The sequence below is a fragment of the Microlunatus aurantiacus genome, from assembly GCF_039536605.1.
Classification (GTDB): domain Bacteria; phylum Actinomycetota; class Actinomycetes; order Propionibacteriales; family Propionibacteriaceae; genus Microlunatus; species Microlunatus aurantiacus.
This window is the reverse complement of sequence record NZ_BAAAYX010000003.1, coordinates 105,652-132,010: the sequence shown is the minus strand read 5'-3', so window position 1 is coordinate 132,010 and position 26,359 is coordinate 105,652. Positions and strand designations below refer to the sequence as shown.

27 protein-coding genes are annotated in these 26,359 nt (G+C 71.5%); 15 read left to right on the top strand and 12 right to left on the bottom strand.

Annotated features, from left to right (window positions below; translation table 11 throughout):
* Nucleotides 1–45: 45 nt before the first annotated feature.
* From ABD714_RS06155 to ABD714_RS06145, 3 genes are all read right to left on the bottom strand, one after another.
* Nucleotides 46–2,049, bottom strand: a complete 2,004-nt coding sequence (locus tag ABD714_RS06155) for an MBL fold metallo-hydrolase (RefSeq protein ID WP_344811423.1) — start codon at nt 2,047–2,049, stop codon at nt 46–48.
* Nucleotides 2,050–2,247: 198 nt separating this feature from the next.
* Nucleotides 2,248–3,492, bottom strand: a complete 1,245-nt coding sequence (locus tag ABD714_RS06150) for an ROK family protein (protein ID WP_344811422.1) — start codon at nt 3,490–3,492, stop codon at nt 2,248–2,250.
* 122 nt (nt 3,493–3,614) lie between these two features.
* Nucleotides 3,615–4,112 (bottom strand): PaaI family thioesterase, encoded by a 498-nt coding sequence (locus ABD714_RS06145; RefSeq protein ID WP_344811421.1) that lies wholly within the window; start codon nt 4,110–4,112, stop codon nt 3,615–3,617.
* An 84-nt stretch (nt 4,113–4,196) separates the two neighbouring features.
* On the opposite strand from ABD714_RS06145, the gene pdxS reads away from it, so the two are divergent.
* The 3 genes from pdxS (at nt 4,197) to ABD714_RS06130 (ending at nt 6,946) form a co-directional block, all read left to right on the top strand.
* Complete coding sequence (gene pdxS, locus ABD714_RS06140) at nt 4,197–5,087, top strand: pyridoxal 5'-phosphate synthase lyase subunit PdxS (RefSeq protein ID WP_344811420.1); 891 nt, start codon at nt 4,197–4,199, stop codon at nt 5,085–5,087.
* Nucleotides 5,081–5,680 (top strand): pyridoxal 5'-phosphate synthase glutaminase subunit PdxT, encoded by a 600-nt coding sequence (gene pdxT, locus ABD714_RS06135; RefSeq protein ID WP_344811753.1) that lies wholly within the window; start codon nt 5,081–5,083, stop codon nt 5,678–5,680. Before pdxS ends, pdxT begins: the two co-directional genes overlap by 7 nt.
* Nucleotides 5,681–5,746: 66 nt before the next feature.
* The gene (locus tag ABD714_RS06130; RefSeq protein ID WP_344811419.1) at nt 5,747–6,946 is read left to right on the top strand and encodes a phosphotransferase; all 1,200 of its coding nucleotides are present in this window, start codon (nt 5,747–5,749) and stop codon (nt 6,944–6,946) included.
* A gap of 24 nt (nt 6,947–6,970) precedes the next feature.
* Here the strand turns inward: ABD714_RS06130 and ABD714_RS06125 are convergent, their stop codons facing one another.
* Nucleotides 6,971–8,590, bottom strand: coding sequence for a DHA2 family efflux MFS transporter permease subunit (locus tag ABD714_RS06125; protein ID WP_344811418.1), 1,620 nt, complete (start codon nt 8,588–8,590; stop codon nt 6,971–6,973).
* A 51-nt stretch (nt 8,591–8,641) separates the two neighbouring features.
* Here ABD714_RS06125 and ABD714_RS06120 point away from each other — a divergent pair, with 51 nt between their 5' ends.
* The gene (locus ABD714_RS06120) at nt 8,642–9,091 is read left to right on the top strand and encodes a MarR family winged helix-turn-helix transcriptional regulator (RefSeq protein WP_344811417.1); all 450 of its coding nucleotides are present in this window, start codon (nt 8,642–8,644) and stop codon (nt 9,089–9,091) included.
* Here the strand turns inward: ABD714_RS06120 and ABD714_RS06115 are convergent.
* Nucleotides 9,088–10,254, bottom strand: coding sequence for a DUF3048 domain-containing protein (locus ABD714_RS06115; RefSeq protein WP_344811416.1), 1,167 nt, complete (start codon nt 10,252–10,254; stop codon nt 9,088–9,090). The genes ABD714_RS06120 and ABD714_RS06115 overlap by 4 nt on opposite strands.
* Nucleotides 10,255–10,441: 187 nt before the next feature.
* Between ABD714_RS06115 and ABD714_RS06110 the strand changes: the two genes are divergently transcribed.
* Nucleotides 10,442–11,197, top strand: a complete 756-nt coding sequence (locus ABD714_RS06110; protein WP_344811415.1) for an alpha/beta hydrolase family protein — start codon at nt 10,442–10,444, stop codon at nt 11,195–11,197.
* 40 nt (nt 11,198–11,237) lie between these two features.
* Here ABD714_RS06110 and ppgK read toward each other — a convergent pair whose 3' ends face one another.
* Both ppgK and ABD714_RS06100 read right to left on the bottom strand, forming a co-directional pair.
* Entirely contained in the window at nt 11,238–12,014 is a 777-nt protein-coding gene (ppgK, locus tag ABD714_RS06105) for a polyphosphate--glucose phosphotransferase (protein ID WP_344811414.1), read from the bottom strand.
* A 58-nt stretch (nt 12,015–12,072) separates the two neighbouring features.
* The gene (locus tag ABD714_RS06100; protein ID WP_344811413.1) at nt 12,073–13,266 is read right to left on the bottom strand and encodes a low temperature requirement protein A; all 1,194 of its coding nucleotides are present in this window, start codon (nt 13,264–13,266) and stop codon (nt 12,073–12,075) included.
* 177 nt (nt 13,267–13,443) lie between these two features.
* On the opposite strand from ABD714_RS06100, the gene ABD714_RS06095 reads away from it, so the two are divergent.
* The 9 genes from ABD714_RS06095 to ABD714_RS06055 all read left to right on the top strand — a co-directional run bounded on the left by ABD714_RS06095 (nt 13,444) and on the right by ABD714_RS06055 (nt 22,093).
* On the top strand, nt 13,444–13,617 hold the full coding sequence (locus ABD714_RS06095; RefSeq protein ID WP_344811412.1) for a GyrI-like domain-containing protein: 174 nt from the start codon (nt 13,444–13,446) through the stop codon (nt 13,615–13,617).
* A 97-nt stretch (nt 13,618–13,714) separates the two neighbouring features.
* Nucleotides 13,715–14,284: a HEAT repeat domain-containing protein gene (locus tag ABD714_RS06090; RefSeq protein WP_344811411.1), complete on the top strand. Its 570-nt coding sequence runs from the start codon at nt 13,715–13,717 to the stop codon at nt 14,282–14,284.
* Nucleotides 14,285–14,377: 93 nt separating this feature from the next.
* Nucleotides 14,378–15,574, top strand: coding sequence for a cytochrome P450 (locus tag ABD714_RS06085; protein WP_344811410.1), 1,197 nt, complete (start codon nt 14,378–14,380; stop codon nt 15,572–15,574).
* A 192-nt stretch (nt 15,575–15,766) separates the two neighbouring features.
* Nucleotides 15,767–16,813, top strand: coding sequence for a LacI family DNA-binding transcriptional regulator (locus ABD714_RS06080; RefSeq protein WP_344811409.1), 1,047 nt, complete (start codon nt 15,767–15,769; stop codon nt 16,811–16,813).
* A 170-nt stretch (nt 16,814–16,983) separates the two neighbouring features.
* Nucleotides 16,984–17,973 carry a substrate-binding domain-containing protein gene (locus tag ABD714_RS06075; RefSeq protein ID WP_344811408.1) on the top strand — a complete coding sequence of 330 codons (990 nt, stop codon included), beginning with the start codon at nt 16,984–16,986 and terminating at the stop codon, nt 17,971–17,973.
* A gap of 70 nt (nt 17,974–18,043) precedes the next feature.
* A complete protein-coding gene (locus tag ABD714_RS06070; protein WP_344811407.1) occupies nt 18,044–19,108 on the top strand; it encodes an ABC transporter permease in 1,065 nt (354 codons plus the stop codon).
* Between the two features lie 139 nt (nt 19,109–19,247).
* A complete protein-coding gene (locus tag ABD714_RS06065; RefSeq protein ID WP_344811406.1) occupies nt 19,248–20,063 on the top strand; it encodes an ATP-binding cassette domain-containing protein in 816 nt (271 codons plus the stop codon).
* 129 nt (nt 20,064–20,192) lie between these two features.
* A complete protein-coding gene (locus tag ABD714_RS06060) occupies nt 20,193–21,218 on the top strand; it encodes a Gfo/Idh/MocA family protein (RefSeq protein WP_344811405.1) in 1,026 nt (341 codons plus the stop codon).
* Nucleotides 21,215–22,093 (top strand): sugar phosphate isomerase/epimerase family protein, encoded by an 879-nt coding sequence (locus ABD714_RS06055; RefSeq protein ID WP_344811404.1) that lies wholly within the window; start codon nt 21,215–21,217, stop codon nt 22,091–22,093. Before ABD714_RS06060 ends, ABD714_RS06055 begins: the two co-directional genes overlap by 4 nt.
* A gap of 63 nt (nt 22,094–22,156) precedes the next feature.
* Here ABD714_RS06055 and ABD714_RS06050 read toward each other — a convergent pair whose 3' ends face one another.
* The 4 genes from ABD714_RS06050 to ABD714_RS06035 all read right to left on the bottom strand — a co-directional run bounded on the left by ABD714_RS06050 (nt 22,157) and on the right by ABD714_RS06035 (nt 25,156).
* Complete coding sequence (locus ABD714_RS06050; RefSeq protein WP_344811403.1) at nt 22,157–23,062, bottom strand: HpcH/HpaI aldolase/citrate lyase family protein; 906 nt, start codon at nt 23,060–23,062, stop codon at nt 22,157–22,159.
* A complete protein-coding gene (locus tag ABD714_RS06045; RefSeq protein WP_344811402.1) occupies nt 23,059–23,604 on the bottom strand; it encodes a MaoC family dehydratase in 546 nt (181 codons plus the stop codon). The genes ABD714_RS06050 and ABD714_RS06045 overlap by 4 nt, the downstream gene beginning before the upstream one ends.
* 107 nt (nt 23,605–23,711) lie before the next feature.
* A complete protein-coding gene (locus tag ABD714_RS06040; protein ID WP_344811401.1) occupies nt 23,712–24,554 on the bottom strand; it encodes a hypothetical protein in 843 nt (280 codons plus the stop codon).
* Between the two features lie 47 nt (nt 24,555–24,601).
* On the bottom strand, nt 24,602–25,156 hold the full coding sequence (locus ABD714_RS06035) for a DUF4395 domain-containing protein (protein ID WP_344811400.1): 555 nt from the start codon (nt 25,154–25,156) through the stop codon (nt 24,602–24,604).
* Between the two features lie 118 nt (nt 25,157–25,274).
* Between ABD714_RS06035 and ABD714_RS06030 the strand changes: the two genes are divergently transcribed.
* A complete protein-coding gene (locus tag ABD714_RS06030) occupies nt 25,275–25,682 on the top strand; it encodes a YchJ family protein (protein ID WP_344811399.1) in 408 nt (135 codons plus the stop codon).
* 36 nt (nt 25,683–25,718) lie between these two features.
* Here the strand turns inward: ABD714_RS06030 and ABD714_RS06025 are convergent, their stop codons facing one another.
* Nucleotides 25,719–26,252 (bottom strand): hypothetical protein, encoded by a 534-nt coding sequence (locus ABD714_RS06025; RefSeq protein WP_344811398.1) that lies wholly within the window; start codon nt 26,250–26,252, stop codon nt 25,719–25,721.
* Nucleotides 26,253–26,359 lie beyond the last annotated feature (107 nt).

Below are 26,359 nucleotides of genomic sequence, written 5' to 3'. Positions count from 1 at the left end.
TGTCGTACGGGGTGGAGCTGGGGTCGGACCGGACGATCGGCCGGGTCAGCGGCCGACGGGGACGTGGATCCAGGCGGTGACGTCGGCGGTGCCGGCGGTCAGGGCCCGGTAGCCGGGCAGTGACGAGGCCACGAAGGCCCTGTCGTCGGCCAGACCGGCGGCGGTGGCGGTGGCCAGTGAGTCGACGTAGCCGGGCCGGGTGAACCACTGGTGGTTGTGGGCGGTGTACAGCGTGTCGTAGCGACCGTCAGTGGCCGAGCGCCACGACGCCAGCGCCGTCCCGAAGGCGGCCAGCGAGGACGACAGGACCAGGCCGGCCGGACCCTGGGTGCCCAGGGCGTCCCCGGCGTACAGCACGCGCGAGACCGGATCGAGCACCGTCAGACCCTCGGTGGCGTGACCGGTCAGCGGGTGCACCTCGAGCCGGACGCGCCGCCGTGCGGTGTCGCGACCCAGGTCGATCCGGTCGCCGGCACCGACCCGGACGAGGTCCCGGTAGCGGCGACCACTCAGCGAGGACCCTGCCGACACGTGGATCCGGTGACCGGCGAACTGCTTCAGCCCGCCGACCTGGTCGGCGTCGTCACTGGTCAGCAGCAGGTCGAGCTCCAGCCCGGTGCCGCGCAGCAGCCGGCGGACGAAGTCGGCCAGTCCGGGGGTGCCCGCACCGCTGCCGATCAGCAGTGCCCGGCTGCTGCCCCGCATCAGGAACAGCGACCTGGTGGCGTAGTCCCTGATCATGGTCAGGTCGGTCCTGATGTTCTGCAGATAGGCGTACGGGGCGTCGGAGGTGGGCTCCAGTGCGTAGCGGGCCGGGATCTCGACCCGGTGGTAGTTCCGCCGCACGCCGCGGCCGCCGGTAGGACCGCCCGGATACAGGTTGGTGAGCGAGTAGACCAACCGGGCCGACCCACCGCCGATCCAGACGGCCTCCCGACCGACGTGGTGGTAGGGCTCGGCCGCGATCGATCCGTCCAGAGCACCCTCGGCGGCCCTGGCCATGTCCTGCACGTAACGAAGATCCCCGATCCGCCCGTTCAGCGGCGGCTTGCCGCGACCGTACTTGCTGAGCTGCAGGTAGTGCGCCGGGAGCAGCACGATGCCGCGCAACGGCGACAGCTTCCGCTCCAGACGGCGGAGCATGGGCAGGTACGTGCTCGTGGTCGCCGACGCGAACTGGGCCCAGACGAACGCGGAGCCGAGAGCGTCGCCGGTGGCGATCATGGCGTTCTCGGCGTCCAGGTAACCGGTGGAGCCGGGGGTGTGGCCGTACAGGGCGACGATCGTGATCATCCGACCACCCAGGTCGATCTTCTTCACCGTGCTGCCGTTGCCGTGGGTGGTGGGTCCGCCGTCCTCGCGGACCGGCACCCAGTTGGCGGGCGGGGTCGCCGTCGGCCAGTCCAGGTCCGGGTAGTAGACCGTGCGGCCGGTCATCTGCGGGACCTTGCCGGTGTGATCACCGTGGGAGTGGCTGATGGCGACGTCGAAGTCGACCGGGTCCTTCTTGACCGTGCCGTTGTCGCGGTGACCGAGCAGGTGCCGGCACACCGACGCCAGGTCGTTGACGCCCATCGTCTCCGGCGTGTTCTGGGCCGTGTCGACCAGCAGCGCACGCTCATCGCCTTCGAACAACCAGCAGGTGGAGTCCTGCGAGCTGACACTGCCGTCGGCGCGAGGAGCCCCGGTCAGCAGGTTGTCGATCCGCCAGGTGCGCAGCCCGGACGGCGTGATCGAGATCCGGTGGGCGGTGTAGGCACCCCACGGATTCACCCGGCCGCCCCAGCCGTCACCGATGGGGTTCCCGTAGCCGTCCTCGACGATGGGAAGGAAGCCCGGCACCAGGCGTTCGAGCGTGAGGGGACGTGCTCGGGTGCCCCGTGGCCGGGCCACGGCCGCATCGCCGCCGAACGAGGCGCCCACGACGCCGGTGGCCGAGACGGCGGCAGCCAGGGCGAGCAGGTTGCGTCGGGTGAGTGCCGGTTCGCCGGGGTCACCGGGTCGGCAGGTGTGCTCGTCGACCGGGTCGGGGAAGGGGGGATAGGTCACGAACTCTCCTCTGAGTGCATGATCACGTCTGGGCACGCCAGGAAGGCCTTCGTGATCGACGAAGGGCTACGGGCGGGAAGGGGCTGAGTGGCACCCGGGGAAGGTGCTCGAGCGAGATTCGTCTGTGGTGCGAAACCCGCGACACCAGGAAACTACCGCGCGTTTCGCGCAGAAGTCAACGGTCGACTGTGACCTGCGTCATCGTGTGCGGACCAGGGCGTCGAGCCGACCCACCGGTCGTCCGTCATCCAGCCAGACCCCGAGCACAGCTGGAGAGAACAGCTCGTCGACCACCATCGCCGCGGCGCCGACCAGCCCGGCGCGGTCACTGAGGTGCGAGTGCTCCACCAGCAGACCCTCGGCGGCCACCGAGATGCCCTCGTCGGCGATCGCGGCCTTGATGGCGCTCAGGACGATCTCGTCGTCGTCGACCAGCGTGCCGCCGACCAGCAGCAGCGAGGGGTCCAGCAGGGTCACCACGTCGGCCAGCACGGCACCCACCCGCGAGCCGGCGCGGCGCAGCACCGCCACGGCGCCGGGGTCGCCGGCGGTCGCCGACCGGGACAGCTCGGCCACCGAGCCGTGGACACCGCCCGCCTCGGCGAGCAGGACGGTGTCGTTGACGAAGGTGTCCAGACAACCCCGCCCGCCGCACCAGCACGGCCGCGGTTCGTCGTGCGGCACGACGAGGTGGCCGATCTCGCCTGCGGCGGCCTTGCCGTGCTGCAGGCGACCGCCGACGACGAGACCTCCGCCGACGGACGGCCCCAGCTTCGCGAACACGACGTCGGAGAACCCGCGGGCGCGGCCGGACCGCACCTCGCCCAGGGCCATCAGGTTCACCTCGTTGTCGACCCAGACCGACCGGCCGAGCAGCTCGTGCAAGCGATCGCGCACGGGGTAGCCGTCCCAGCCGGCCATGGCCGACCGGGCGAACAGGCGGCCGGGCAGGATGCTCCCCCGACGTCGGTCGACCGGGGCCAGGACCCCCACCCCGATGCCCCACAGCTCGTCGAGAGCGTGGCCGACCTCCTCCAGCACCGCGATCATGCCGTCGGCGACCAGCTCGACGGCCGCCGCAGGCCCGGCCGAGACCTCGGCGTCGATCTGACGGAGGACGAGCACCTGCCCACCCAGGTCGGTCAGACCGAGGGTCACGTGATGGACGTTCATCTCCACGACCCCGACCAGACCGACCTCGGGCCGGAACCCGATCCGGCGGGGCATCCGGCCACCGGTCGACCGGGCCAGCTCCCCCTCGGTGACCAGGGACTTGTCCAGCAGCTCCTGCACGCGTTCGGAGATGATCTTCCGTCCCAGCCCGGTCATCCGCTCGAGCTCGGTTCGGGTGGTGGGTCCCTCCCGCCGGAGGGCCTCGATCACGGCGGCGTGGCCGGCCGCCCGCGCGCTGCCGGATCGGCTGACGGCCACAGGGGTGCTCACGGGGCCAGTCTGGCGCGTGACCGCCGGTTCTGCTGCAGGGACGAACCGCCACTGGTGACGTCGGGCTGCTTCACCGGCGCCCACGAAGCAGCCCGAGCTCACCAGTGGGCGGACGCCTCGCCTCAGCTGCCGTGGCGCGGGGCGGTGAGGGCCGGGGGGCGGGGTCGCCAGCGCTTCCAGGAGGAGCGGGCCGTGGCGCGCAGCTTGTCCTGCCACCACAGCTCGGCGTCCACCCGGATCTCGTCGTCGTCGGCTGACACCACCCGGGCGACCAGCTCGGCCGGCTCGACCAGGGGGGAGGGACGCCGGTAGCTGACGTCGATGCCGGCGGTGACGTACGCCAGGGTGCCGTCGGGTACCAGTCCGCGCGCGGTCGAGGCGAGCACCACCACGGCCGCGCTGTGACAGTCCAGCAGGGTGGCGATGATGCCGCCGTTGAGGTAGCCGAGACCGTTGTCGTGCTCCGGCCAGGGCTGGAACTCCGCCCGGACGGTGCCGTCGCCGGTCTCGAAGCTCTTGAGCCGGAGACCCTTCAGGTTGTTCGGGCCGCATCCGAAGCACGGGACCTCGGCGAGGAAACGGTCCTGGATGCTGAGCCCGGACCCGTACGGCGTCGTCATGCCGCGATCACATCACACGGTCCCGGCCGGTTGTCGGTCGAAACGGGAGTAGATTCCGGCCGGAGGATCGAGAGGCGATGAGGGATGACTGAACAGCAGACGGGGACCGCGCGGGTCAAGCGCGGGATGGCGGAGATGCTCAAGGGCGGCGTGATCATGGACGTGGTCACCGCCGAGCAGGCGAAGATCGCGGAGGATGCCGGCGCCGTCGCCGTGATGGCGCTCGAGCGGGTGCCGGCCGACATCAGAGCCCAGGGCGGGGTCTCCCGGATGAGTGACCCGGACATGATCGATGGCATCATCGCCGCGGTGTCCATCCCGGTGATGGCCAAGGCACGGATCGGGCACTTCGTCGAGGCGCAGGTGCTGCAGTCGCTCGGCGTCGACTACGTGGACGAGTCCGAGGTGCTGACGCCGGCCGACTACGCCCACCACATCGACAAGTGGGCCTTCACGGTCCCGTTCGTCTGCGGCGCCACCAACCTGGGTGAGGCCCTCCGCCGGATCTCCGAGGGCGCGGCCATGATCCGCTCCAAGGGCGAGGCCGGCACCGGAGACGTCTCCAACGCCACCACCCACATGCGCCAGATCCGCGACCAGATCCGGCGGCTCACGTCGCTCCCGACCGACGAGCTCTACGTCGCCGCCAAGGAGCTGCAGGCGCCGTACGACCTGGTCAAGGAGGTCGCCGAGGGCGGGAAGCTGCCGGTGGTGCTGTTCACCGCCGGTGGCATCGCGACCCCGGCCGACGCGGCGATGATGATGCAGCTCGGCGCCGAGGGCGTCTTCGTGGGATCGGGCATCTTCAAGTCCGGCAACCCGGAGCAGCGCGCGGCGGCGATCGTCAAGGCGACCACGTTCTTCGACGACCCCGACGTCATCGCCAAGGTGTCCCGCGGGTTGGGCGAGGCCATGGTGGGCATCAACGTCGAGGAGATCCCCGAGCCGCACCGGTTGGCCGAGCGCGGCTGGTGATCATCGGGATCCTCGCCCTGCAAGGTGATGTCCGCGAGCACGCCGCTGCCCTGGAGACCGCCGGAGCGATCGCCCGACCCGTACGGCGACCGTCCGAGCTGGTCGGTCTCGACGGTCTGGTGATCCCCGGTGGGGAGTCGACCACGATCGACAAGCTGTCCCGCGCGTTCGAGCTGCGTGAACCGCTCGTGGCCGCTCTCCGGTCGGGGCTGCCGGCGTACGGCAGCTGCGCGGGGATGATCATGCTCGCCGACCGGCTGGTCGACGCCCCGGACGACCAGCAGACCTTCGGCGGGCTGGACATCACCGTGCGCCGCAACGCCTTCGGCCGCCAGACCGACTCGTTCGAGGCCGACCTCGACACCCCCTGGCTGGCGGAGCCGGCCTTCCGGGCGGTGTTCATCCGCGCCCCGGAGGTGGTCGCATCGGGGCCCGAGGTGGAGGTGCTGGCCACGGTGCCGCGCCCCGACGGGTCCGAGCACGTCGTGGCCGTACGCCAGGGGAGTCTGCTGGCCACCTCGTTCCACCCCGAGGTCGGTGGGGACCCCCGCGTGCACGCCCGGTTCGTGGCCCTGGTGCGTGCCGGCGGCTGACGACCGCTTCGCCACCAGGGGCCGCCTCGGCCCCACGTGCTCGACGCCCCGGATAGCCTCCATGATGTGCGTACCGGTCGGGTGGCGAGGGTCGTGCTGGTCCACCGGGACCGGGCGCTGGGCGTGCTGCCGCCGGTCGACCTGGAGCTGCCGTGGTGGCCCGAGGTCCGGGAGCTGGTGGCGGCCGTACGGGAGCGCGACGGACTCGAGATCACCGTGCTCCGGCTTCTGCACGCCGCTTCCGACCGGGTCGCCGGCGGGGAGGTCACCTACCTCGCCGAGACCGACCGGGTGCCGAGGCTCCCGCTGCGCCCGTGGGCGGGAGAGCCGCTGGCGGACCAGGCGCTGCGCCAGACCTGGGCCCGGCCCGGAGGTCCGGCGGACCTGCTGGCCTGGGCCGACGACCGCCTGGCCGCCGCCGGACGGGACCGCACCGGTCCCGCCGAGCAGATGCGGACCTGGAACCTGTCGACCCTGTGGCGGCTCCCGACGCGCGAGGGGCTGGTGTGGCTGAAGGCGGTGCCGGCCTTCTTCGCCCACGAGGGCGCGGTCATCGACTGGATCGGCGCACCCTCGGCGCCCGAGCTGGTCGCCCACGCACCCGGACGCGCGTTGCTGGTGGACGTCCCCGGGACGGCGAACCACGACGTGCAGGAGCCGGGGGCGTTGCGCCCGATGGTGGCGCTGCTCACCGCTGTGCAACAGCGGGCGGTGGACCGGACCGGTGAGCTGCTGGCCGTCGGGGTCCCGGAGCGGCGACTGTCCGGCGTCGTCGACCGGGCCGGGGCGGTCGTGGCCGACTGGGCCCCGCAGCTCGACCGGTCGGAGCGACGGGCGGTGGAGGCCCTGGTGTCCGGGCTACCGGCCCGGCTGGCGGCGATCACCGACTGCGGGGTGCCGGACACGCTGGTGCACGGCGACTTCCACGCCGGGAACGTGGCCGGCCGGCCGGACGACTACGTGATCCTGGACTGGGGTGACTCGTTCGTCGGGCACCCGCTGCTCGACGAGCTCGCCTTCGTGCAGCGCCTGCCCGCTCCCGTCCGCACCACGGCGCGAGGGTGGTTCGTCGAGGCGTGGCAGCGGATCGTGCCCGGTTCGCAGCCGGCCCGCGCCGCGGACCTGCTCGACCCCGTGGTCTTCGTGGAGGCGGCCGCCATGTACGCCCGCTTCTGCGCCGCGATCGAGCCGGACGAGCGGATCTACCATGCCGGTGACGTGCTCCAGATGCTCCGCCGTGCGGCGACAGCGCCGGCGGCCGGCTGACCGCCCACCGGCCGGAGACCGGCCTCAGTCCACGCGTCGGCGCCGCTCGCCCAGCGACAGGCTGGCCAGCAGCCCGACGACCAGGAAGCCCGAGGCGGTCGCGGCCGAGACGCGGGTGGCGTCGGTCAGGGCCTGCTGGGCGTCCTCGGCGATCGTGGCGGTGCTCGGGTCCGCCGCCAGCGCGGGGATGACGGCGCCGGCGCTGTCCTTGACCGCGGTCACCAGCTGCGTCCGGGTCTGCTCCGGCACGCCGGCATCGGCCAGGCTCGCGTCGAAGCGGGCGCCGAGGACGGAGAACAGCACGGTGCCGAGCACGGCGATCCCGAAGGCGGACCCGATCTGACGGGCGGTGCTCTGGGTCCCCGAGCCCTGTCCGCTGCGCTCGACCGGCACGTCGGCCAGCACCACGCCGGTCAGCTGGGCCGTCGCGAAGCCGACCCCGATGCCGTAGACGAACAGCAGCGGGGCGGTGACGAACCAGGCCGAGTCGGCGCGCAGCAGCAGCGCGATGCCGGCGATGCCGACGATCTCCAGCACGATGCCCAGCCGGACCAGGAAGATCGGGCTCCGGGTGCGACCGATCGCCGCGCCGAGGCCGCTGGCCAGGAAGCTGCCGGTGGCCAGCGCGAGCAGCACGACCCCGGTCTGGAAGGCGGAGTAGCCGCGGACGTTCTGGAACCACAGGGGCAGGGCGAAGAGCAGACCGAACTCACCCAGGCTGACGATGGCGGCCGCGATGTTGCCGTTGCGGAACGAGGGGATGGTGAACAGGTCGAGGTCGAGCATGGAGACCCGGCCGGCGGCGTTCCGCACGCGCTGCACCAGGACGAAGATCGTCAACCCGGCTCCGCCGACGACGAAGGCGACCGGGACGGGGGACAACGTCCAGGGCCAGGTCCAGCCGCCGATGCTCAGCAGGGTGTCGGTGCTGGTGAGCCATCCGTACGTGCGTCCCTCGATCAGCCCGAACACCAGCGCCCCGAAGCCGATCGTCGACAAGATCGCGCCCCGCCAGTCCACCCCGCGGGCCGCGGACGGATCGCGTGACTCGTCGACGAGCAGGAACAAACCGATGATCACCACGGCCGAGAGCGGGATGTTGATGCCGAAGGCCCAGCGCCACGAGAAGGCGGTGGTCAGCCAGCCGCCGAGGAGCGGGCCGAGGGCGGCGGTGCCACCGATCGTGGCTCCCCAGATGCCGAAGGCGATGCCGCGATCGCGGCCACGGAAGGTCGCGTTCAGCAGCGACAGCGAGGTGGGCAGCATCAGCGCCCCACCCACCCCCTGGACGGCCCGCGCCGCGATCAGGGACGCGCCGCTGTCGGCCAGGGCCGCCAGCACGCTGGCCAGCGCGAAGATCAGCGCACCCAGGGCGAACAGCCGGCGCCGGCCGCTGCGGTCGGCCAGCCGGCCACAGACCAGCAGGAGCGACGCGAAGACCAGGGTGTAGACCTCTTGCACCCACTGCGCCTGGCTCGAGGTGATACCGAGGTCGTCGATGATCGAGGGCACGGCGACGTTGACGATGGTGCTGTCGACGATGATCAGCGACACCCCCAGGCTGATGATGACCAGGCCGAGCCAGCGGCGCCGGGAGGCCGAGGCGGACGGCGTCCCGGGGGTCGCCGGAGAATCACTAAGCATGCTGAGCAATATACTCTCGCCCTCCACCGGCGGTGACCTACGCTGGTCCACGTGGCGGCAGAGCTCGATGACTGGTCCCTGGGGCGTCTGCTCTCGACCGCGGCGCGGCTGGTCGAGCACGACTGGAACGCGTGGCTCGCCCGCCACGACCTGACCCACGCCGGGTTCCTCGCGCTGCACACGCTCGGCCCCGACGCCTTGACCCAGCGGCAGCTCGCGGCCGGCAGTCAGATCGAGGAGCAGACGATGGGCCGGGTGCTCGACCGGCTGGAACGCACCGGGCACATCACCCGGCACCGCGATCCGGAGGACCGTCGCCGCAGCCTGGTCCAGCGCACCGAACAGGGGCACCGCACGTACGAGGCCGTCCGCACGTCAGGGATCTCGGACCGGCTGGTGGAGGAGGCGTTGGAGGATCCTCAACGGTTCCGGGCCGATCTGGTCCGCCTGATCGAGCGCATCGGTGCGGCCGACGACCATGATCACCACGAGGCGCCCTAGTCGGAGATCTGCACCTTCGCGCCGTCGTCCGGCAGCTCGACGAAGGTCTGACCCGTGGCCATCTTCAGCGGTGTCCCGTCGGCGAGGGTGAACGCGAAGGGCTCGGCCACCGATCCCTTGCTCCAGGTGCCGGTGACGTAGCGACCCTCGTGGGCGTAGCTGAACCTGCCCTTCGTCTTGATGATGTCGTGCAGGGGCTCGTCGTGACCGCTGCCGCGGAAGATCTTGCCGAAGTGCTGCTTCGCCTTGATCACCAGCACGTTGTCGACGGCGATCCGGGTCCCGTCGGCCATCACGTGGGGACCCCACGGCATGCTCCGCAGGTACTTCTTCTTCCTCTTGTCGTAGGTGTAGCTCATCCGGTAGCCGTTTCCCTTGTAGGGAACGGAGATGGTGCGGGCCTTCTTGCCCTTGGACGTGCTCACGTCGTCGTCGGAGGACGCCCACGGGAAGTACGACTGGGGCGGACCGTCGCGGAACCGTCTCGTCTGCTTGGCCAGCACGGCGGGATGGCAGACGGTGGCGCGGTCGTAGTAGGTCTGACCCTGGTAGGTGTAGACCCTCGACTGATCGGTCCCGTACGAGCCGGTGCCCCGGGTGGCCATGTAGGACAGCATGCCTTCGACGTGCTTGCGGTGGTGCTTGACGTAGTTGATCACCCACTTGGCGGCGCCGGTGTTGCCGATGATCGCGTTCATCGGGCTCAGCAGCGGGATGTCGACCGGTCGGATCGAGCGGACGGGCTCCACGGTGTCGGCCATCCGCGAGTGGAACACCGGCACCAGCCGGGTGCCGCTGTAGCCGTCGGCGTCGAGGTAGCCCTCGAGCTCCACGAAGACGATGTCGGCCTTGTCGATGCCGCGCTGCGGGTGCTCGTACTTGTTGTCGGGGACCTTGACGGCCACGGCGGCGTGCTCGGCCTTGGACGGGTCCTTGAGCAGCACCCCGGTCAACGGCCAGCGGGGCCGGCTGTCGACCGACGGTGCGGTGGACGGCACCGGGGTCGGGGTGGCCCTCGCCGGCGGGGTCGTCGCCGGCGGGGCCTCGGGGGTCGCGGCCGGGGCCTTGCTGGTCCGGGAGAGGCCGTAGCCGACGGCGCCGATGCCGGCCAGACCTGCACCGCCGAGGCCGAGCAGGGCCGTGCGTCGACTGATCTTCGTCATGGGAGATCCTCGGTTTCCGGGTCGTCGGTGCGCCGTCATCGTAGGCCCCGCAGGTGAACGTCGGGGATCTTCCGGGCTCGTGAGGGCCGGGGTGTCGCCGCCGTCGTGGGCCCGCCGCCGATGGCGAGGGGCAGTCGGGGGCGGCGACGGTTGGGCCCGGCGTCGCCACTTCTGCCACCATGTGCCCGTGGCAGAACGCGTGTGGTTCACGAGCACCAGCGGACCCCGGCTCGCCGGCCTGATCGACCATCCCGAGGGCCGGGTGCGCGGCTGGGGGGTCTTCGCGCACGGGTTCACCCTCGGCAAGGACACCCCGGCGGCCAGTCGGATCTGCAAGCAGCTGGCCCGGGAGGGGATCGGGATGCTGCGCTTCGACAACCTCGGCCTGGGGGACTCCGAAGGGGACTGGGGCAACGGCTCGTTCTCCCACAAGGTCGAGGACACCGCCCAGGCCGTCCGGTTCCTGGAGGAGTCCGGACGAGACGTACGGCTGCTGGTCGGTCACTCGTTCGGTGGGGCCGCAGTGATCGCCGCCGCCCACCTGGTCGACGGGATCAGGGCGGTGGCGAGCGTGGCGGCCCCGTACGAGCCGGCCCACGTCGAGCACAACTACGACGCGCTCCTGGAGAGGATCCTGGCCGAGGGGGAGGCGCCGTTCCTGATCGGCGGCAAGGCGCTGACCCTGCGCCGGCACTTCATCGAGGACGTCCGCCAGGCCGATCTGCACGAGCGGATCCGGACCCTGCACCGGGCCTTGCTGGTCATGCACTCACCCACCGACAACACCGTCGGCATCACCAACGCCAGCCAGATCTTCCGCGCCGCCCGGCACCCGCGCAGCTTCGTCTCGCTGGAAGGGGCCGACCACCTGCTCACCAAGGGCGATCAGGCCAAGCGGGCCGGCCGGATCATCAGCGCCTGGGCCGACCCCTACCTGAGCTGAGCCAGGGGGAGCGAGCACCTCCCGCAGCCGGCTCCCAAGATCAGCCCGCGGCGGCGGTCTCCGCCGCACGGCCCTGCCGGGTCGCGTCGGCGGCGCCGACGATGCCGGCGTTGTTGATGTGCTGGGCCAGCACGATCGGCGTCCGGGGGTGCAGGTAGTGCAGCCACTTCTCCGGGTTCTTGGTGATGCCGCCACCGAGCACGAAGAGCTTGGGCCAGACCAGCCCCTCCAGGTGCTCCAGGTAGTGGTTGGCGTGGCCGGCCCACTCCTCCCAGCTGTGACCGTTGCGCTTGCGGGCCGAGGCGGCCGCGTACGTCTCCGCGTCCACGCCGTCGAGCTCGAGGTGGCCGAGCTCGGAGTTGGCCACCAACCGACCGTCGCTGATCATCGCCACGCCGATGCCGGTGCCCAGGGTGACCAGGAGCACGACCCCGTCGGTGCCCTTGGCCGCCCCGAAGTGGGACTCCGCCAGCCCGGCGGCGTCGGCGTCGTTCAGGTAGGTGCCGGGCCCTCGCAGCCGGGGACCGATGAGCTCGGCCAGCGAGAGACCGATCCAGTCCGGGTGCAGGTTGGCGGCGGTGTGCACCACGCCGTCGAGGACGACGCCGGGGAAGGCGACCCCGACCGGGCCGTCGAAGTCGAAGTGGTCCGCGACGGCGACGATGGCGTCGGCCACGTCGGCAGGTCGGGCGGGCTGCGGGGTGTCGAGCCGGAATCGGTCGGTGACCAGCTGCCCGGTGTCCAGATCGACCAAGGCCCCCTTGATCCCGGTGCCCCCCACATCGATCCCCAGTGCGACGTTCCTGGTCTCGCTCACGCGATCCTCCCTGTCCGGCGGTGACTGCCACGGTCGCGTTCGCGGCGCGGCATCTGACTCAGGGCGAGGCTATTGCACCAGCGCGGTCCCCACCCACCGGCGGTCTCAGCACCAGGACGACGACGACCACGATCATGATCACGGCGGTGAGCGTGATCGGGATCGGGATGACCGGGTCGAGGAGCACCAGGACCGCGCCGGCGGGCACGACCACGTTGACGACCCGATCCGCGTGCTGGCGGAGGGCGATCCACCAGATGCCCAGCACGAAGATCGCGATCGGCACCGTGACGGTGAACGACGCGGCGACCTCGCTGAGCTTGCTGTGGTGGGACAGGACGTCGACCTCCACCTCGATCCCGGCGGAGAACGCACCGGCCGCGGCGAAGACGAAGTAGTGCACGTAGCCGTAGCGCAGCGATCCCCTCAGCGAGGTGATGGCGGTGTGGTGCGGAGGCCAGAAGTAGATCCACCAGAGCGCCGCCGTCACGATCAGCGCCAGGGCGGCGACCGACAGCAGCGGGCCGAGAGCCGCCTCGTCGTGCAGGGCCTCGATGACCGCGTTCGCCGACGCGAGCAGGCTCTCGCCCAGCAGGATCAGGGTGAACAGCCCGAAGCGCTCGGTGATGTGGTGCGGGTGCCAGGGCGTCAGGCCCCGTCGCTCCGCGACCACGGGCACGGCCAGCTCGGCGGCGACGAGCACGACGAAGGCGATCGTGACGACCGACGCCGGCAGGACGAGCAGGGAGAGCCAGAGGAGCTGGACGACCCCGATGCCGACCGCGTACGTCTGGCAGGCGCGACGGCTGGAACCCGCGTGCCCGGCCGCGCGGAGCCACTGGGCGATCATCGCGACGCGCATCACGAGGTAGCCCGCGATGACCACGGTGAAGTCGTGGGCCACGAAGGCGGCCTCGACGCCCGAGGCGAGCACCAGCACCCCGCTCATCTGGACGATGGTGAGGACGCGGTAGAGCCAGTCGTCGGTGTCGAAGGAGGTGGCGAACCAGGTGAAGTTCATCCAGGCCCACCAGATCGCGAAGAACACCATCGCGTAGCTGAGCACGCCCGCGGCCACGTGCGCCTCGGTCAGGGCGTGGTGCAGCTGCACGGCCGCGAGGGAGACCGCGACGACGAACACGAGGTCGAAGAACAGCTCGAGGCTGGACGCCGTCCGACCCGGCTCGTGCGGGTCGCGCGGCCGCATCGGCGCCAGCCGGTACGGCGACCGGGCGGGGGCGGGTGGGGTCATCGCCGGATCCCTTCGGTGGGCGGGACCGGCAGGGGAGGCCGCCGGTCGGTGCTCGGACGCCTCGCATCCTCGCAGCACGTCCGACCGGTGCCGGGTCGTCGTCCACGGGCTGTCGACGACGCTGTGCCCGGGGACCAGCGGCCCGCAGGCTGCTACGGGGCGATCACCAGACGCCGGATGAGGTCGTCGGCGATCATCGACCGCACCTACGGCCAGCTCGCCGACCACGTGTTCGAGCACGCGATCGGGATCTCGGGGCCGTTGCGGGAGCACTACCTGCGCGGGATCGCCGAGACACCTGACGCGACCGCCTGGGAGACCGAGATCGGCTGGCCGATCTTCCGCACCTGACGGTGCGGCGCCGGTGATCTCCGACCTCTGGGCGTGGGCTCGACCCGGTCCGGCTCGCCCGGGGGCCGGCGTCGGCGGTCCGGTCTACGGTGGCGCCATGACCCGGAGACCCATCGCCGCGGTCCTGGACGGAACGCCCGGGGACCGAGCCGCGGCAGCCTCGGAGGCCCTGGGCCGGGGAGTGCTCACCGGCTGGTGCGCCGACCTGCTCGCGCGTCGGGCCGAGTGGGGCGCCGCCGACCGTCCCGACATCGGGTGGATCGGTGGACGGGTGGCCGCCTCCTGGGGTGCCCCCGACCACCTGACCAGCGAGACGTGCTACTGGTACCGGGTCTGGGCGGCTCGCACTCTCCTGCACGTGTGGGAGGACGGGTGCACGACCGACGTGGTCGCGGCCCTGCGGGACCCGGCCTGGCGGGTGCGCGAGATGTGCGCCAAGGTGGCCGCCCGCTGGGAGGTCGCCGCGGCGGCCGATCCGTGCCTGGCGCTGCTCGACGACGACACCCCACGGGTCCGGGCGGCTGCCGTGCGCGTGCTCGGGATCACCGGCGAGTCCGAGCACGCCGAGGGCGTGCGGCGGAGCCTGGACGACGCGGAGCCGGCCGTCCGGGACGCGGCGGACCGGGCGCTCCGGCTGTTGCAGGAACGGCTCGACCGTCAGCTGTGACCCCGGTTCGGGGTGCCGCAGCCCACGCCAGCTCCACGCCGGGAGATCGCCGGCGGCCCCGGGACGTGCACGACCACGGTGCAGACTGGGCGGGTGACGTCCACCCCCTGCCCCGCCGGTCGCCGCCTCAGCCCGGCGGAGCCCGAGGACGGCCCGCCCCTGGAGCTCGTCGACGGGGCGGACGGTCCGGTCTGGGTGGTCCGGTCCTTCGCGCTGACCCGCCAGCTGCTGCGCCGGCCCGACGCGACCCGGCAGGCGGGCTTCGGCGCCGAGCAGGTCGAACGGATGGGAGACCTGCGCCGGCCGATCCTCTACCTGGAGGGTGACCAGCACCGGGAGCGGCGCCGCGCGGCGGCTCGCTTCTTCGCTCCCGTGGTGATCGAGGGCTACCGCCCGATGATGGAGCGGCTGGCCGACGAGCTCGTGGCCGGGCTGCGGACGGACCGGACCACCGATCTGAGCCGGCTCTCGCTGCGGATGGCGGTACAGGTGTCGGGGGCGGTGATCGGCCTGACGAACTCGTCGGTGACCGGGATGAGCCGACGGCTCGGGGCGTTCTTCGCCGGTGACCCGATGAGCCGAGGGCGTGGTCCGGCGGGCCGGGTGCGCCAGCTGCTGGCCGGCGGCCGGACCGGGCGCTTCTACTGGCTGGACGTGAAGCCGGCCATCCGCAGCCGGCGCCGCCGGCCGGGCGCCGACATCATCAGCCAGCTGATCGACAAGGGGTTCAGCGACCTCGAGATCCTCACCGAGTGCCTGACGTACGCCTCCGCCGGGATGGCCACGACCCGCGAGCTGATCACCGCCGCGGCCTGGCACCTGCTGGAGGACCCGGGGCTGCTCGCCACCTACCGCTCCGGCGACGTGGCCGCGCGGCGCGCGCTGCTGGAGGAGCTGCTGAGGATCGAGCCGGTCGTGGGCTACCTGCGCCGGCGCACCATCGGGGAGGTGAGCCTGGACGGCCCCGACGGCCCGCTGACCATCCCGGCCGGCGCGCTGGTCGACCTGCGGCTGCGGATGGTCAACGACGACCCGGCGGTGCTCGGCGACGCCGGCGCCGCGGTCTGCCCCGGTCGTACCCTCCCGTCGGCGGTGCCCACCGCGGTGATGAGCTTCGGCGACGGCCACCACCGCTGTCCCGGAGGTCCGCTGGCGGTGATGGAGAGCGAGGTGTTCCTGAGTCGGCTGTTCGAGCGCGACCTCGTCGCCGACGCGCCGCCCCGGGTGCGGTGGAACCCGGTTTCGCAGGGTTACGACCTCGACAGGTTCCCCGTCCGCCTCGCCGGCTGACCGGCTGGCGGTCCGTCCGTCGGCCTGCCAGGCCCGGCTCCACGGCGCGGTGTGGTGGCGCCAGCGAGATCCCGAACCGCTGCGGCGGACCGGCGCGCCCGAGGAGCCCTCCGGTGGACACTAAGGTGCTCGGGATCCCTCGACATCGCGGGTCAGCCAGACCGGCGCCGTCGGTGCTGCCAGTCGGAAGGGGTGACGGTCCTGACCGAGGAGAGCTTCGGCTCGCGCCAGCGCGTGACGATGGACGACGTCGCCCGCCGCGCCGGGGTGTCGCGAGCGCTCGTGTCGATCGTGATGCGGTCCGCGCCCGGCGCCAGTGAGGACAAGCGACGACGGGTGCTGGCCGCCGCCGACGAGCTGGGCTACCGGCCGGACGTGCGCGCTCAGTCGCTGGCGGGCCAGCGCTCCCGGGTCATCGGGGTGATGTTCGGCGTCACCGTCGGCGCCTTCCACTTCGAGCTGCTGGACGGGCTGTTCGCCGCGGCCGAGCGCCACGGTCACAACCTCGTCATCTCGCCGTTGACCCGGGTTCGGGACGAACGCACCGCGGCCCGCTCCCTGCAGGGCTTCCGCTTCGACGCGCTGATCATGCTCAGCCCACCCACGGCTCATCCGCTGCTGGCCGGTCGGATCCCGCTGGCGGTCGTGGGCTGGCACGTCGACCACCCGGGGGTCGATGTCGTCCGGGTCGACGACGACCGTGGCATCCGCGCGGCGGTCGACCACCTGGTCGCGCTCGGCCACCGCGACATCGCCCACATCGACGGCGGCGACACGATGATCTCGTTGGCGCGACGCTCCGCCTACCTCGCGGCCATGGAGGCGCACGGCCTGGCCCGATGCGCACGGGTGGAGCGGGGCGGCCAGGCCCAGGTCGACGGCCTGGCCGGAGCGCGCCGTCTCTGCAGCATCGGACCACGGCCCACCGCCCTGATCGCCTACAACGACGACATCGCCGTGGCGGCCATCGGCGTCTTCGCCCAGCACGGTCTCACGGTGCCGGCGGAGATGTCGGTGGTGGGCTTCGACGACAGCTCCGTGGCCGCCCTGGCGGCGGTGCCCCTCACCACCGTCGCGCAGCGACCGGACGAGCTGGGGCGCCTTGCGGTGGAGCGGATGATCGCCCGCGTCGAGCAGCGCCGGATCGTCGAGCGCGAGATCGTGCTGCCGGCCGAGCTGCGCGTCCGGAGCAGCACCGCCGCTCCGCGGGAGCCCGGCCACAACCCTCTCCCTTCATAATGAACATATGTATTGACAAAGCGCCGCGCCCGGTGTTGATTACTCCTAGTGTTTAGTGCGCGCTAGTGATCCACAGCACATGCGGGTGGCGGTCGGGGATCGGCTCCATCGCACCTCAGCACGACCTCCGTCACGAGCAGCAGCTGCTCGGACAACGAAAGGAATCACCGATGATCCCTCGTCGACTTCGCGGGCTCGCCTTGGGCTCCGCGGCGGCACTCGTTCTCGCCGTCTCGGCCTGCAGCGGCGGCGGCGCCCCCCAGACCAACACCGACGACGGTTCCGGTGGGGGCGGCGGTGACTCGGGCTACACCATCCAGATGGTCACCCACGAGACCCCCGGTGACTCCTTCTGGGACAAGATCCGGGCCGGCGCCGAGCAGGCTGCGAAGGACACCGGATCCAAGCTGCAGTACTCCAACGACCCCGCGGCCGACAAGCAGGCGCAGCTGATCCAGACGGCTGTGGACTCCAAGGTCGACGGCATCGCCACCACCCTGGTGACTCCCGACGCGTTGGCCGGCGCCGTGAAGTCGGCGACCGACGCGGGGATCCCGCTGGTCGGCTTCAACTCGGGGATCGACCAGTACAAGGACCTCGGCGCGCTGATGTACTTCGGCTCCGACGAGAACCTGGCGGGCGCCACCGCCGGTGAGAAGATCGCCGCCGCCGGCGGCAAGAAGCCGCTGTGTGTCATCCAGGCAGCGGGTTCGGTGGCGCTGGAGGCTCGGTGCGCCGGGGTGAAGAGCAAGATCGCGGCCACCGAGAACATCCAGGTCAACGGCGCCGACGACTCCGCCGTGGTCGCCAGCCTGCAGGCGAAGCTGCAGCAGGATCCGTCGATCGACTACATCGTCACCCTCGGCGCGCCGATCGCCCTGGACGCCATGAAGGCACAGGAGCAGTCGTCCAGCGAGGCGAAGCTCGTCACCTTCGACCTGAACGCCGACGCGGCGCAGGCGATCAAGGACGGCAAGATCGAGTTCTCGGTGGACCAGCAGCCGTACGTGCAGGGCTACCTGGCCGTGACCGCGCTCTACCTGAACATCAAGAACGGCAACGACATGGGCGGTGGCAAGCCGGTGCTGACCGGACCGTCCTTCGTGGACGCGTCGAACATCGACAAGATCCTCCCCTTCGCCAAGAACAACACGCGCTGACGCTCCGGTGGGGGCCGGTCCCGGACGGGACCGGCACCCGCACCCCTCTTCTCAGAACACAGGAGTTCTCATGAGTCAGACCCTCAAACCGGCTCCGGTCGGTGCGCCGGCCGAGTCGTCGAACCGGGTGAAGCTGGGGTTGTCGAACCGGCTGCTGGCCCGACCCGAGGTGGGTGCCGCGTTCGCGGCGGTCATCATCTTGATCTTCTTCCTGGTGGTGGCGCCGGCGTTCCGTTCGCCGGAGTCGTTCTTCACGGTTCTCTACCAGGCCTCCACCATCGGGATCGTGGCCGTCGCGGTCGGCATGCTGATGATCGGTGGCGAGTTCGATCTGTCGGCCGGTGTGATCGTGACGTCGGCCGGGCTGTTCAACGCCCTCTTCTGCTACTACCTCGGCATCAACCTGATCGTCGGTGCCGTCCTGTCGCTGGTGTTCTGCCTGGCGATCGGCTTCTTCAACGGCTACATGGTGATGCGCACCGGGATCCCGTCGTTCCTCATCACCCTGGGGTCGTTCTTCGTGCTGCAGGGCGCGAACTTGGGCATCACCAAGATCGTCTCCGGCGCGGTGTCGAGCCCGAACATCAACCAGATGGGCGGCTACGACGTGATGTCGACGATCTTCGCGGGGTCGTTCAAGATCGGTCCGGTCACGGTGTGGAACACCGTCATCTGGTGGTTCGCGTTCGTCGCCCTGTCCGGTTGGATCCTGACCCGCACCAAGATCGGCAACTGGATCTACGCCGTCGGTGGCAACACCGCCTCGGCACGCGCGGTCGGCGTCCCGGTCGTGCGGGTGAAGGTCGGCCTGTTCATGACGGTCAGCTTCCTGGGGTGGTTCGTGGGCATGCACACCCTCTACCGGTTCAACACGCTGCAGGCCGGCAACGGGGTGGGCAACGAGTTCCTCTACATCATCGCCGCGGTCGTGGGCGGCACCTTGATGACCGGCGGTTACGGCAACGCCATCGGTGTGGCCATCGGCGCCTTCATCTTCGGCATGACCAGCCTCGGCATCGTCTACGCGGGCTGGGACCCGAACTGGTTCCGCGCCTTCCTGGGCGTCATGCTGCTGCTCGCGGTGCTGGTGAACCTGTACGTGAAGAAGCTCTCCACCACCCGGAAAGTGGGTTGATCACCGTGACAGCGTCTGATGGTCGCGCTCCGCGCTCCGCGGTCATGAACTCCGCGAGTTCTCGCTCGTTCGTCGCGATTCTGTGCGCCGACGAGCGTGTCGCCCAGCATCGCTCCTGCACTCCCGAGAGGCTCCGTCCATGACCGACACGATCGCTGAGCACGCGGACGAGACCCTGCACAAGGGGGAGTCGCTGATCGAGATGCGCGACGTCGGCAAGACGTACGGAGCCATCCGGGCGCTCAAGGGCATCAACCTGACGGTGAACGCCGGCGAGGTCTCCTGCGTGCTGGGGGACAACGGTGCCGGGAAGTCGACCCTGATCAAGATCATGGCCGGGTTGCACCCGCACAACGAGGGCACCCTGCTGGTGGACGGTGAGGAGCTGTCGTTCTCCTCCCCACGGGAGTCGCTGTCCCACGGGATCGCGACGGTCTACCAGGACCTGGCCGTGGTCGGGCTGATGGAGGTGTGGCGGAACTTCTTCCTCGGTTCGGAGCTGGTCAGCTCCAAGTTCCCCCTGGCCGGCATGAAGATCCGTGACATGAAGCGGATCGCCGACGAGGAGCTCCGCAAGATGGGGATCGTGGTCAAGGACATCGACCAGCCCATCGGCACCCTGTCCGGTGGTCAGCGGCAGTGCGTGGCCATCGCCCGGGCCGTCTACTTCGGCGCCCGGGTGCTGATCCTGGACGAGCCCACCGCCGCCCTCGGCGTGAAGCAGTCCGGCGTGGTCCTGAAGTACACCGCCGCGGCGCGCGACGCCGGTCTCGGCGTGGTCTTCATCACCCACAACCCGCACCACGCCTACCTCGTCGGCAACCACTTCATCATCCTCAAGCTCGGTCAGGCCGTGCTGGACAAGAAGCGGTCCGAGGTCACGCTCGACGAGCTGACCCGCCAGATGGCCGGCGGCGACGAGCTCACCGAGCTCAGTCACGAGCTGCAGCGCTGAGTCGGGAAGGGTGGAGCTCCCACCCGATCCCGGCCCGCACGCCGCAGCACCCACCACCCGCAGCACCCACACCGCAGAGAGGTCCACCGTGCCGACCACCCACCCCCTGACCTACCGGGAGACTGCCGCATGAGCGACCTGCGGATCGCCGTCCTCGGTCTGGGCATGATGGGCGCCTTCCACGTCGAGCTGCTCACGTCGGCGATCAAGGGAGCGACCGTCACGGTCGTCAACGACTTCGTGGCCGACAAGGCCGAAGCCGTGGCCGCCCGGATCGGGGCCCGGGTGGTGGCCGACCCGATCGCCGCGATCAACGACCCGGAGGTCGACGCCGTGCTGCTGGCCACCCCAGGCAGCACGCACTTCGAGCAGGTCTCGGCCTGCCTGGACGCCGGCAAGCCGGTGCTCTGCGAGAAGCCGCTGACCACCGACGTCGCGACGTCGTACGCGCTGGTGGAGGCCGAGGCGGCGCTGGGCCGGCCGCTGGTCCAGGTCGGGTTCATGCGCCGCTACGACACGGAGTACGTCGCCCTCAAGGAGCTGATCGTCGGCGGAGGTCTGGGCCGGGTGCTGCAGCTGCACTGCACCCACCGCAACCCCGCCGTCCCCGACCACTTCAACTCCGAGTTCATGATCAGGGACTCGGTCGTCCACGAGGTCGACGTCACCAGGTTCCTGCTGGACAGCGAGATCACCAGCGTCCAGGTGCTGGCCGGCGCGGCCACCGAGGCCGCCCCGGAGGGCACCCACGACCCGATGCTGGTGGTCTTCGAGACTGCCGCGGGTCAGCTGGTCACCGACGAGATCTTCGTCCGCAGCGGAGTGGCGTACGAAGTGCGCACCGAGGCCGTGGGCGAGCGGGGCAGCGCCCTGATCGGTCTCGACCAGCACCTGACGCTGAAGTCGACCGACGGGCGCTGGGGTGGTCTGATCACCCCCGGCTTCGTCGAGCGGTTCGGCGCGGCCTACCGGGTCGAGCTGCAGCGCTGGGTGGACGCCGCCGGCCGCGGCACCATCGACGGTCCGGGTGTCTGGGACGGGTACGCGGCGGTCGCGGTCTGCGAGGCAGGGGTGGAGGCCGTCCGGTCCGGCCAGAGGGTCCCCGTCCGCCTGGGGGAGCGGCCGGCTCCGGCTGCGCACGGGGTGACCCGATGAAGCTGGCCCTGGACCCCCAGATGTACTACGCCACCAGCACGGTCCACGAGCTCCCGGACCACGTGGCCCGGCTGGGCTACTCCTGGATGGAGCTGTCGCCCAAGGCGGACCTGGTGCCGTTCTTCAAGCACCCCCGGATCGACGACGCCGGGGTGCGCAAGCTGAAGAAGGTCGCCGCCGACGCCGGTGTGGGGATCGCCTCGTTGCTGCCGGTGCTGCGGTGGTCCGGACCCGACGAGGACCAGCGCCGGGCGGCCGTACGGGCGTGGAAGAGGGCCATCCAGATCGCCGTGGACCTGGGCGTGACCGTGATGAACTCCGAGTTCAACGGTCGACCCGAGGCCGCGGAGACGGCCGAGGCGATGTTCCTGCGCTCCATGGACGAGCTGCTGCCGGTCTTCGAGCGGGAGGGCATCGAGCTCATCCTGGAACCGCACCCCGACGACTTCATCGAGGACGGCATCGAGGCCGTGGAGATGATCCGCGGACTCAACCGTGACTGGATCGGCTTCCTCTACTGCACCCCGCACGCCTTCCACCAGGGGCACAGCGCCACGGACATCATCCGCGCCGGGGCCGAGAAGGTCCGCTACGTGCATCTGGCCGACGCGTGGAACCACCTGACCTCACACGGGCTGCGCTACATCTCCAACCCGCCGGGCAACACCGCGCGGGTCCACCAGCACATGGAGATGGGACGCGGCGAGGTGGACTACGACGAGGTCTTCGGCGCGCTGGCCGCGGTGGGCTTCGACGGCGTGGTCTCCAGCTGCGTGTTCGGCTGGGAGGAGGACGCCGACGGCGTCAACCTCCGTCAGCGGGAACGCGCCCAGGCGCTGATCGACAAGCACCGGATCGGTGCCCCCGGCGCCTGATCTCCGGGCATCCGACCGCGGGGCGGTTCGACCCTGAAGGCCTGACCCTCGAGGGCCCGGTCCTCAGGGGGCGGCGCGTCGGAGGATGGCCCGCGCCCGTTCGAGCACCGGCCGGTCCACCATCTCGTCGCCGACCCGACTCACCCCGCTGCCGGCGCCGGCGACGGCACGGGCCCAGGCGACCTCCTCGGCCGACGGGGCGAACCCGGCCCGGACGGGGGCGAGCTGTGCGGGGTGGATGCACAGCCGGCCACCGAAGCCGAGCAACCGGGCCGCCCGGCTGGTCTCCTCGATCAGCCGGGCGTCGCCGAGGCTGGTGGACGGCGACTCCCACGGGGCCGGCAGCCCGGCGGCGCGGGAGGCGATGACCACCTCGGCCCGCGCCACCTGACCCGTCACGGCATCCACGTCCGCACCCACGTCGAGGGCGAAGTCGAGGGCACCGAAGGCGAGCCGCGTCAGTCCCGGGAGGGTGGCCAGCGCACGCACCTCGGCGACCCCCAGGGCGGACTCGATCAGGGCGACCACCGCGAGTCGATCGGCCGCGTCCGGGCCCGCTGGGGCCGGACCGGGCTCGGCGGCGGCCAGGGCTCGGATCGCCGCTCCCAGGTCCTCGGCCCGGGCCGCCTTGGGCACCATCACCCCGACGACACCGTGCCCGGGCTCGCCGACCAGCTCGGCCACCGCCGTCAGATCGGCCGCTCCCGCAGCCGTCGCGGGGTCGTTGATGCGGACCAGCGCCCGCAGCGCCGCCGGCGGACCCGGCACCGCCCGCGGACCCAGGTCCGACCCCGGGCTCAAGGCCCACCGCACGGCCGCGCGCGCCGCGTCCTTGTCCGGCGGGGCCACCGCGTCCTCGAGGTCGATGATCACCAGGTCGGCCCCGCTGGTCGCCGCCTTGGCGTAGCGGTCGGGGCGGTCCCCGGGCACGAACAGCGCGGTGACGGCGGTGCGGACCAGGTCGTTCACCGGTCGGACTCGACGGGCGGCAGGCTCGACTCGTCAGGACGGCTGGTCGTGACCGCCGGCTGGTGCCCGCGACGGTAGACCAGCAGGGTGCGGCGGTAGCTGATCACCACCACCCCGTCCTGGTTGAAGCCCTCGGTGGCCACGGTCAGCACGCCGAGGTGGGGCCTCGAGCCGGACGGACGGGCGCTGAGGACCTTGGACCGCGAGTAGATCGTGTCGCCCTCGAACACCGGGTGAGGGGTGCGGACCTCGTCCCAGCCGAGGTTGGCGTAGACGTGGGCGGACAGGTCGACGGTCGACTGCCCGGTGACCAGAGCCAGGGTGAAGGTGGAGTTGACCAGCGTCCGGCCGAACTCGGTGCGGGCGGCGTAGTGCTGGTCCAGGTGGATACGGGCCACGTTCTGGGTCATCAGGGTGAACACGGAGTTGTCGGCCTCGGTGACTGTCCGACCGTACGGGTGGTAGATCACCTCGCCCGGGGCGAAGTCCTCGAACAACCGCCCGGTCCCCGGGCCGTGCTCGGGGGCGGAGTCGTCGGTCACCACAGGTGCTGCCTCTCAGCTGGTCGGTTGACGTGTGCGCCCCAATATGCCCGCTCCGAGGACGGAGGGAGCACCGACACCCGCAGAGCCGCCGGTGAGGTCCGGGGTCAGCGGTCGACCGGGAGCCGGGTGTAGTCCCGCGGCGCGAGCCGGGTGGCGGCTCGGGGCCCGAGCACCAGCCCGTACCCGACGTCGGAGAGGACGCGGCGGACCACCGCCGCCGGGAGCGACCCGTGCCGCTCCAGCACCAGGTGCGGCCGGGGATCGCCCGGTCGGTGGACGACCCGGTGCAGCCCGAGGACCGTGGTCGACATCGGCAGGTGGCGCGGGTAGGCGGCACGAGCCGCGGCCTCGTCCGGGTGCTCGATGATCACCAGACCGCACCCGTCGCCGAACTCCGCGCGCAGCCCGGCCGCCTGCCAGTGGGCGGGGGAGTCCGCGGCTCCGGTCAGCTGCCGCGACCGGTTCGCCGAGGTGATGTAGAGCAGGTCCTCTCCCGTCGCCCGGCAGGCGGCGAGGAGCAGGGCGTTCGAGGGGCACCGGTAGCCGGGCGCGATCACCTGGGCCGTGCGGACGCCGCCGTCCACCTGGCTCAGGTGCGCCGGGACGTGCGCGGCAGCGGGCCCGCGGAAGCCGAACGGGCCCAGCGCGAACAGCGCGTCCACGATGGCGGTCGCCGCGCGGGCGGGCAGCGCCTCGGGCAGCCGGTCGAGGTCCCACGCTCGGGTCACGGTGCTGGGCGGTGCCGTGACCGAACCGACCTGGTCCGCCGGTCGACCCTTCATCAGGTTCACCCGGCGCACCGTGTCGAGGTCCGCGCGCGTGGTGATGGCGTAGAAGTTGCCGAACGCGTGCGCCACCGCGGCACCGGCCGCGAGGGACGAGGCGGCGTCGGCGATCCGGTCGGGGTCGGTGATGAGAGCACGCAGGTCGGCGTCGACGACGGTCATGCTCGTCAGGAGCGGGACCCCGGTGCGGCTGATACCGCCGGGATCCGTCAGGAGCCGTTGACGGCCTGCGCCTCGGCGTACCGGCGGGTCACGTCGTTGCACTCCGCACAGACGTCGGCCGGGATGACGCCGGCTCTCATCAGCAACCCGAACAACCAGCAGCCGGCGCACAGACCGAAGACCGACTCCAGGCTGGCGAAGACGAGCAGCACGGCGACCAGGCCCAGAGCGAGGGCGGGGGAGCCGAGTGCGTACGCGGCCAGGGTGGCGACGGTCGTCAGGCCCAGGCCGATGGCCTGGGCGAACCGCTTCGGTGGCCCGGGCACGAGCCTCGCCGGACCCAGCCGCGGGGCCACCACCTGGGTGGCGAGCCGCCCGAGCAGGCTGAACCGGGGTCCGCTGAGGGTGCGCGCCGCGAAGCCGACGGCGAGGACGGGCGCCAGCCACAGCCAGCCGGTCACCAGGGTCGTCAGCGCGAGCACCGCGACCCCGGCGGCCACGATCCGCGCCGCGTGCTCGTTCACCGGGTTCGGGAACGAGAAGACACCGGCCCGCGACCGCACGCGGATCGGGTCCGCCGCCCGCTTGATCGCCAGCACCATCCGACACCTCCGAGCCCCGCGCTGCGTCTCCGGCAACGCGCATTGCCTACTAACCCGGTAGATGATAGATGCTTTCTGAACGAGTCGGTGTCCCACGGCGATCGGCGAGAATCGGGTCATGTCCAGACGCCCGCGCCGGCCGCCCGTGCCACCGTCGTCTCCCTGCCCCTGCGGTCTACCCGGGTCGTACGCCGACTGCTGCGGCCGGCTGCACGACGGGCGGGCCCCGGCGGTGACCGCCGAGCAGCTGATGCGGTCGCGCTACAGCGCGTTCGTGGTCCGCGACGAGGCGTACCTGCTCCGGACCTGGGCGGCGGACCAGCGCCCGGCGAGAGTGGGTCTCGACGACGACCGGACCTGGACCGGCCTGGAGATCCTCGGTCGCACCGGCGGGAGCGCCTTCCACACCGTGGGCACCGTCGACTTCCGGGCCCGCTACCGCGACGCCGGGGAAGCGGGCGAGCAGCGGGAGAACAGCCGGTTCGTCCGCGCCGACGGCGCCTGGGTCTACGAGCGCCCGGTGTGAGTCACGCCCCGGCGCCCGCGCCGCGGCGCGGTGACCTCACCTGCTGTCGCGCTTGGCCTGCCGACGCGCGCCCTTGGCCCGGGTGGAGGCGTCCCGCTTCTTGCCGCCGGTCGTCTTGGTCGCCTTCGCGCGCCGTACGGCCGACGTGTCGGCCCCGGTCCCGGCGCGGTCGGCCTTCGCCTTCGAGCCCCCCTTGGGAGCCTTGCCGTTCTTCGGATCCGAGGGCCGCTTCCGGGCGGCCGCCAGTCGCTCCGCCTTCAGCTCGGCCGCGGACCGCTCGGCCAGCACCTCGACGCGGCGGCTGACCCGGGCGAGGGCGAGCTCGAAGATCTCCGCCTTGTCGCGGCTGCGCTGGTTCTTCGGGAACGCCTGGCCGCGACCTCCGGAGTCGGCCACTCGCGCACTCGCCTGCCGGCGGTAGATCTTGAGGTTCTTGTTCCGAGCCCTCCGGATGCGGGTGTGCAGCTCCAGCAGCGCGTCCTCGTCGAGCGTGGCCATGGCCGACTTCTCGGTCTCGGCGACCAGGGTGCGCTCGAGCTCGGTGAGAGAGTTCAGGACACGCTTGTTCATGGAGGCTCCTCGCGGCGGTGGGATCGGCGACTGAGCCGATCATGACAGCGCCGGTCGCACCGCGCCACCGCCCCGGTCACCTGGTCGGCGGTGCCCTCCCGGCGTCC

Coding starts and splice junctions, on each gene's coding strand:
- ABD714_RS06145 (WP_344811421.1), bottom strand. CDS start 4,112: ATGACGACGCCGTACGGGTCCGGGCTCAGCATCCAGGACCGTTTCCTC.
- pdxS (WP_344811420.1), top strand. CDS start 4,197: ATGACTGAACAGCAGACGGGGACCGCGCGGGTCAAGCGCGGGATGGCG.
- ABD714_RS06125 (WP_344811418.1), bottom strand. CDS start 8,590: ATGCTTAGTGATTCTCCGGCGACCCCCGGGACGCCGTCCGCCTCGGCC.
- ABD714_RS06115 (WP_344811416.1), bottom strand. CDS start 10,254: ATGACGAAGATCAGTCGACGCACGGCCCTGCTCGGCCTCGGCGGTGCA.
- ABD714_RS06100 (WP_344811413.1), bottom strand. CDS start 13,266: ATGACCCCACCCGCCCCCGCCCGGTCGCCGTACCGGCTGGCGCCGATG.
- ABD714_RS06095 (WP_344811412.1), top strand. CDS start 13,444: ATGAGGTCGTCGGCGATCATCGACCGCACCTACGGCCAGCTCGCCGAC.
- ABD714_RS06090 (WP_344811411.1), top strand. CDS start 13,715: ATGACCCGGAGACCCATCGCCGCGGTCCTGGACGGAACGCCCGGGGAC.
- ABD714_RS06075 (WP_344811408.1), top strand. CDS start 16,984: ATGATCCCTCGTCGACTTCGCGGGCTCGCCTTGGGCTCCGCGGCGGCA.
- ABD714_RS06070 (WP_344811407.1), top strand. CDS start 18,044: ATGAGTCAGACCCTCAAACCGGCTCCGGTCGGTGCGCCGGCCGAGTCG.
- ABD714_RS06065 (WP_344811406.1), top strand. CDS start 19,248: ATGACCGACACGATCGCTGAGCACGCGGACGAGACCCTGCACAAGGGG.
- ABD714_RS06060 (WP_344811405.1), top strand. CDS start 20,193: ATGAGCGACCTGCGGATCGCCGTCCTCGGTCTGGGCATGATGGGCGCC.
- ABD714_RS06055 (WP_344811404.1), top strand. CDS start 21,215: ATGAAGCTGGCCCTGGACCCCCAGATGTACTACGCCACCAGCACGGTC.
- ABD714_RS06040 (WP_344811401.1), bottom strand. CDS start 24,554: ATGACCGTCGTCGACGCCGACCTGCGTGCTCTCATCACCGACCCCGAC.
- ABD714_RS06035 (WP_344811400.1), bottom strand. CDS start 25,156: ATGGTGCTGGCGATCAAGCGGGCGGCGGACCCGATCCGCGTGCGGTCG.
- ABD714_RS06030 (WP_344811399.1), top strand. CDS start 25,275: ATGTCCAGACGCCCGCGCCGGCCGCCCGTGCCACCGTCGTCTCCCTGC.
- ABD714_RS06025 (WP_344811398.1), bottom strand. CDS start 26,252: ATGAACAAGCGTGTCCTGAACTCTCTCACCGAGCTCGAGCGCACCCTG.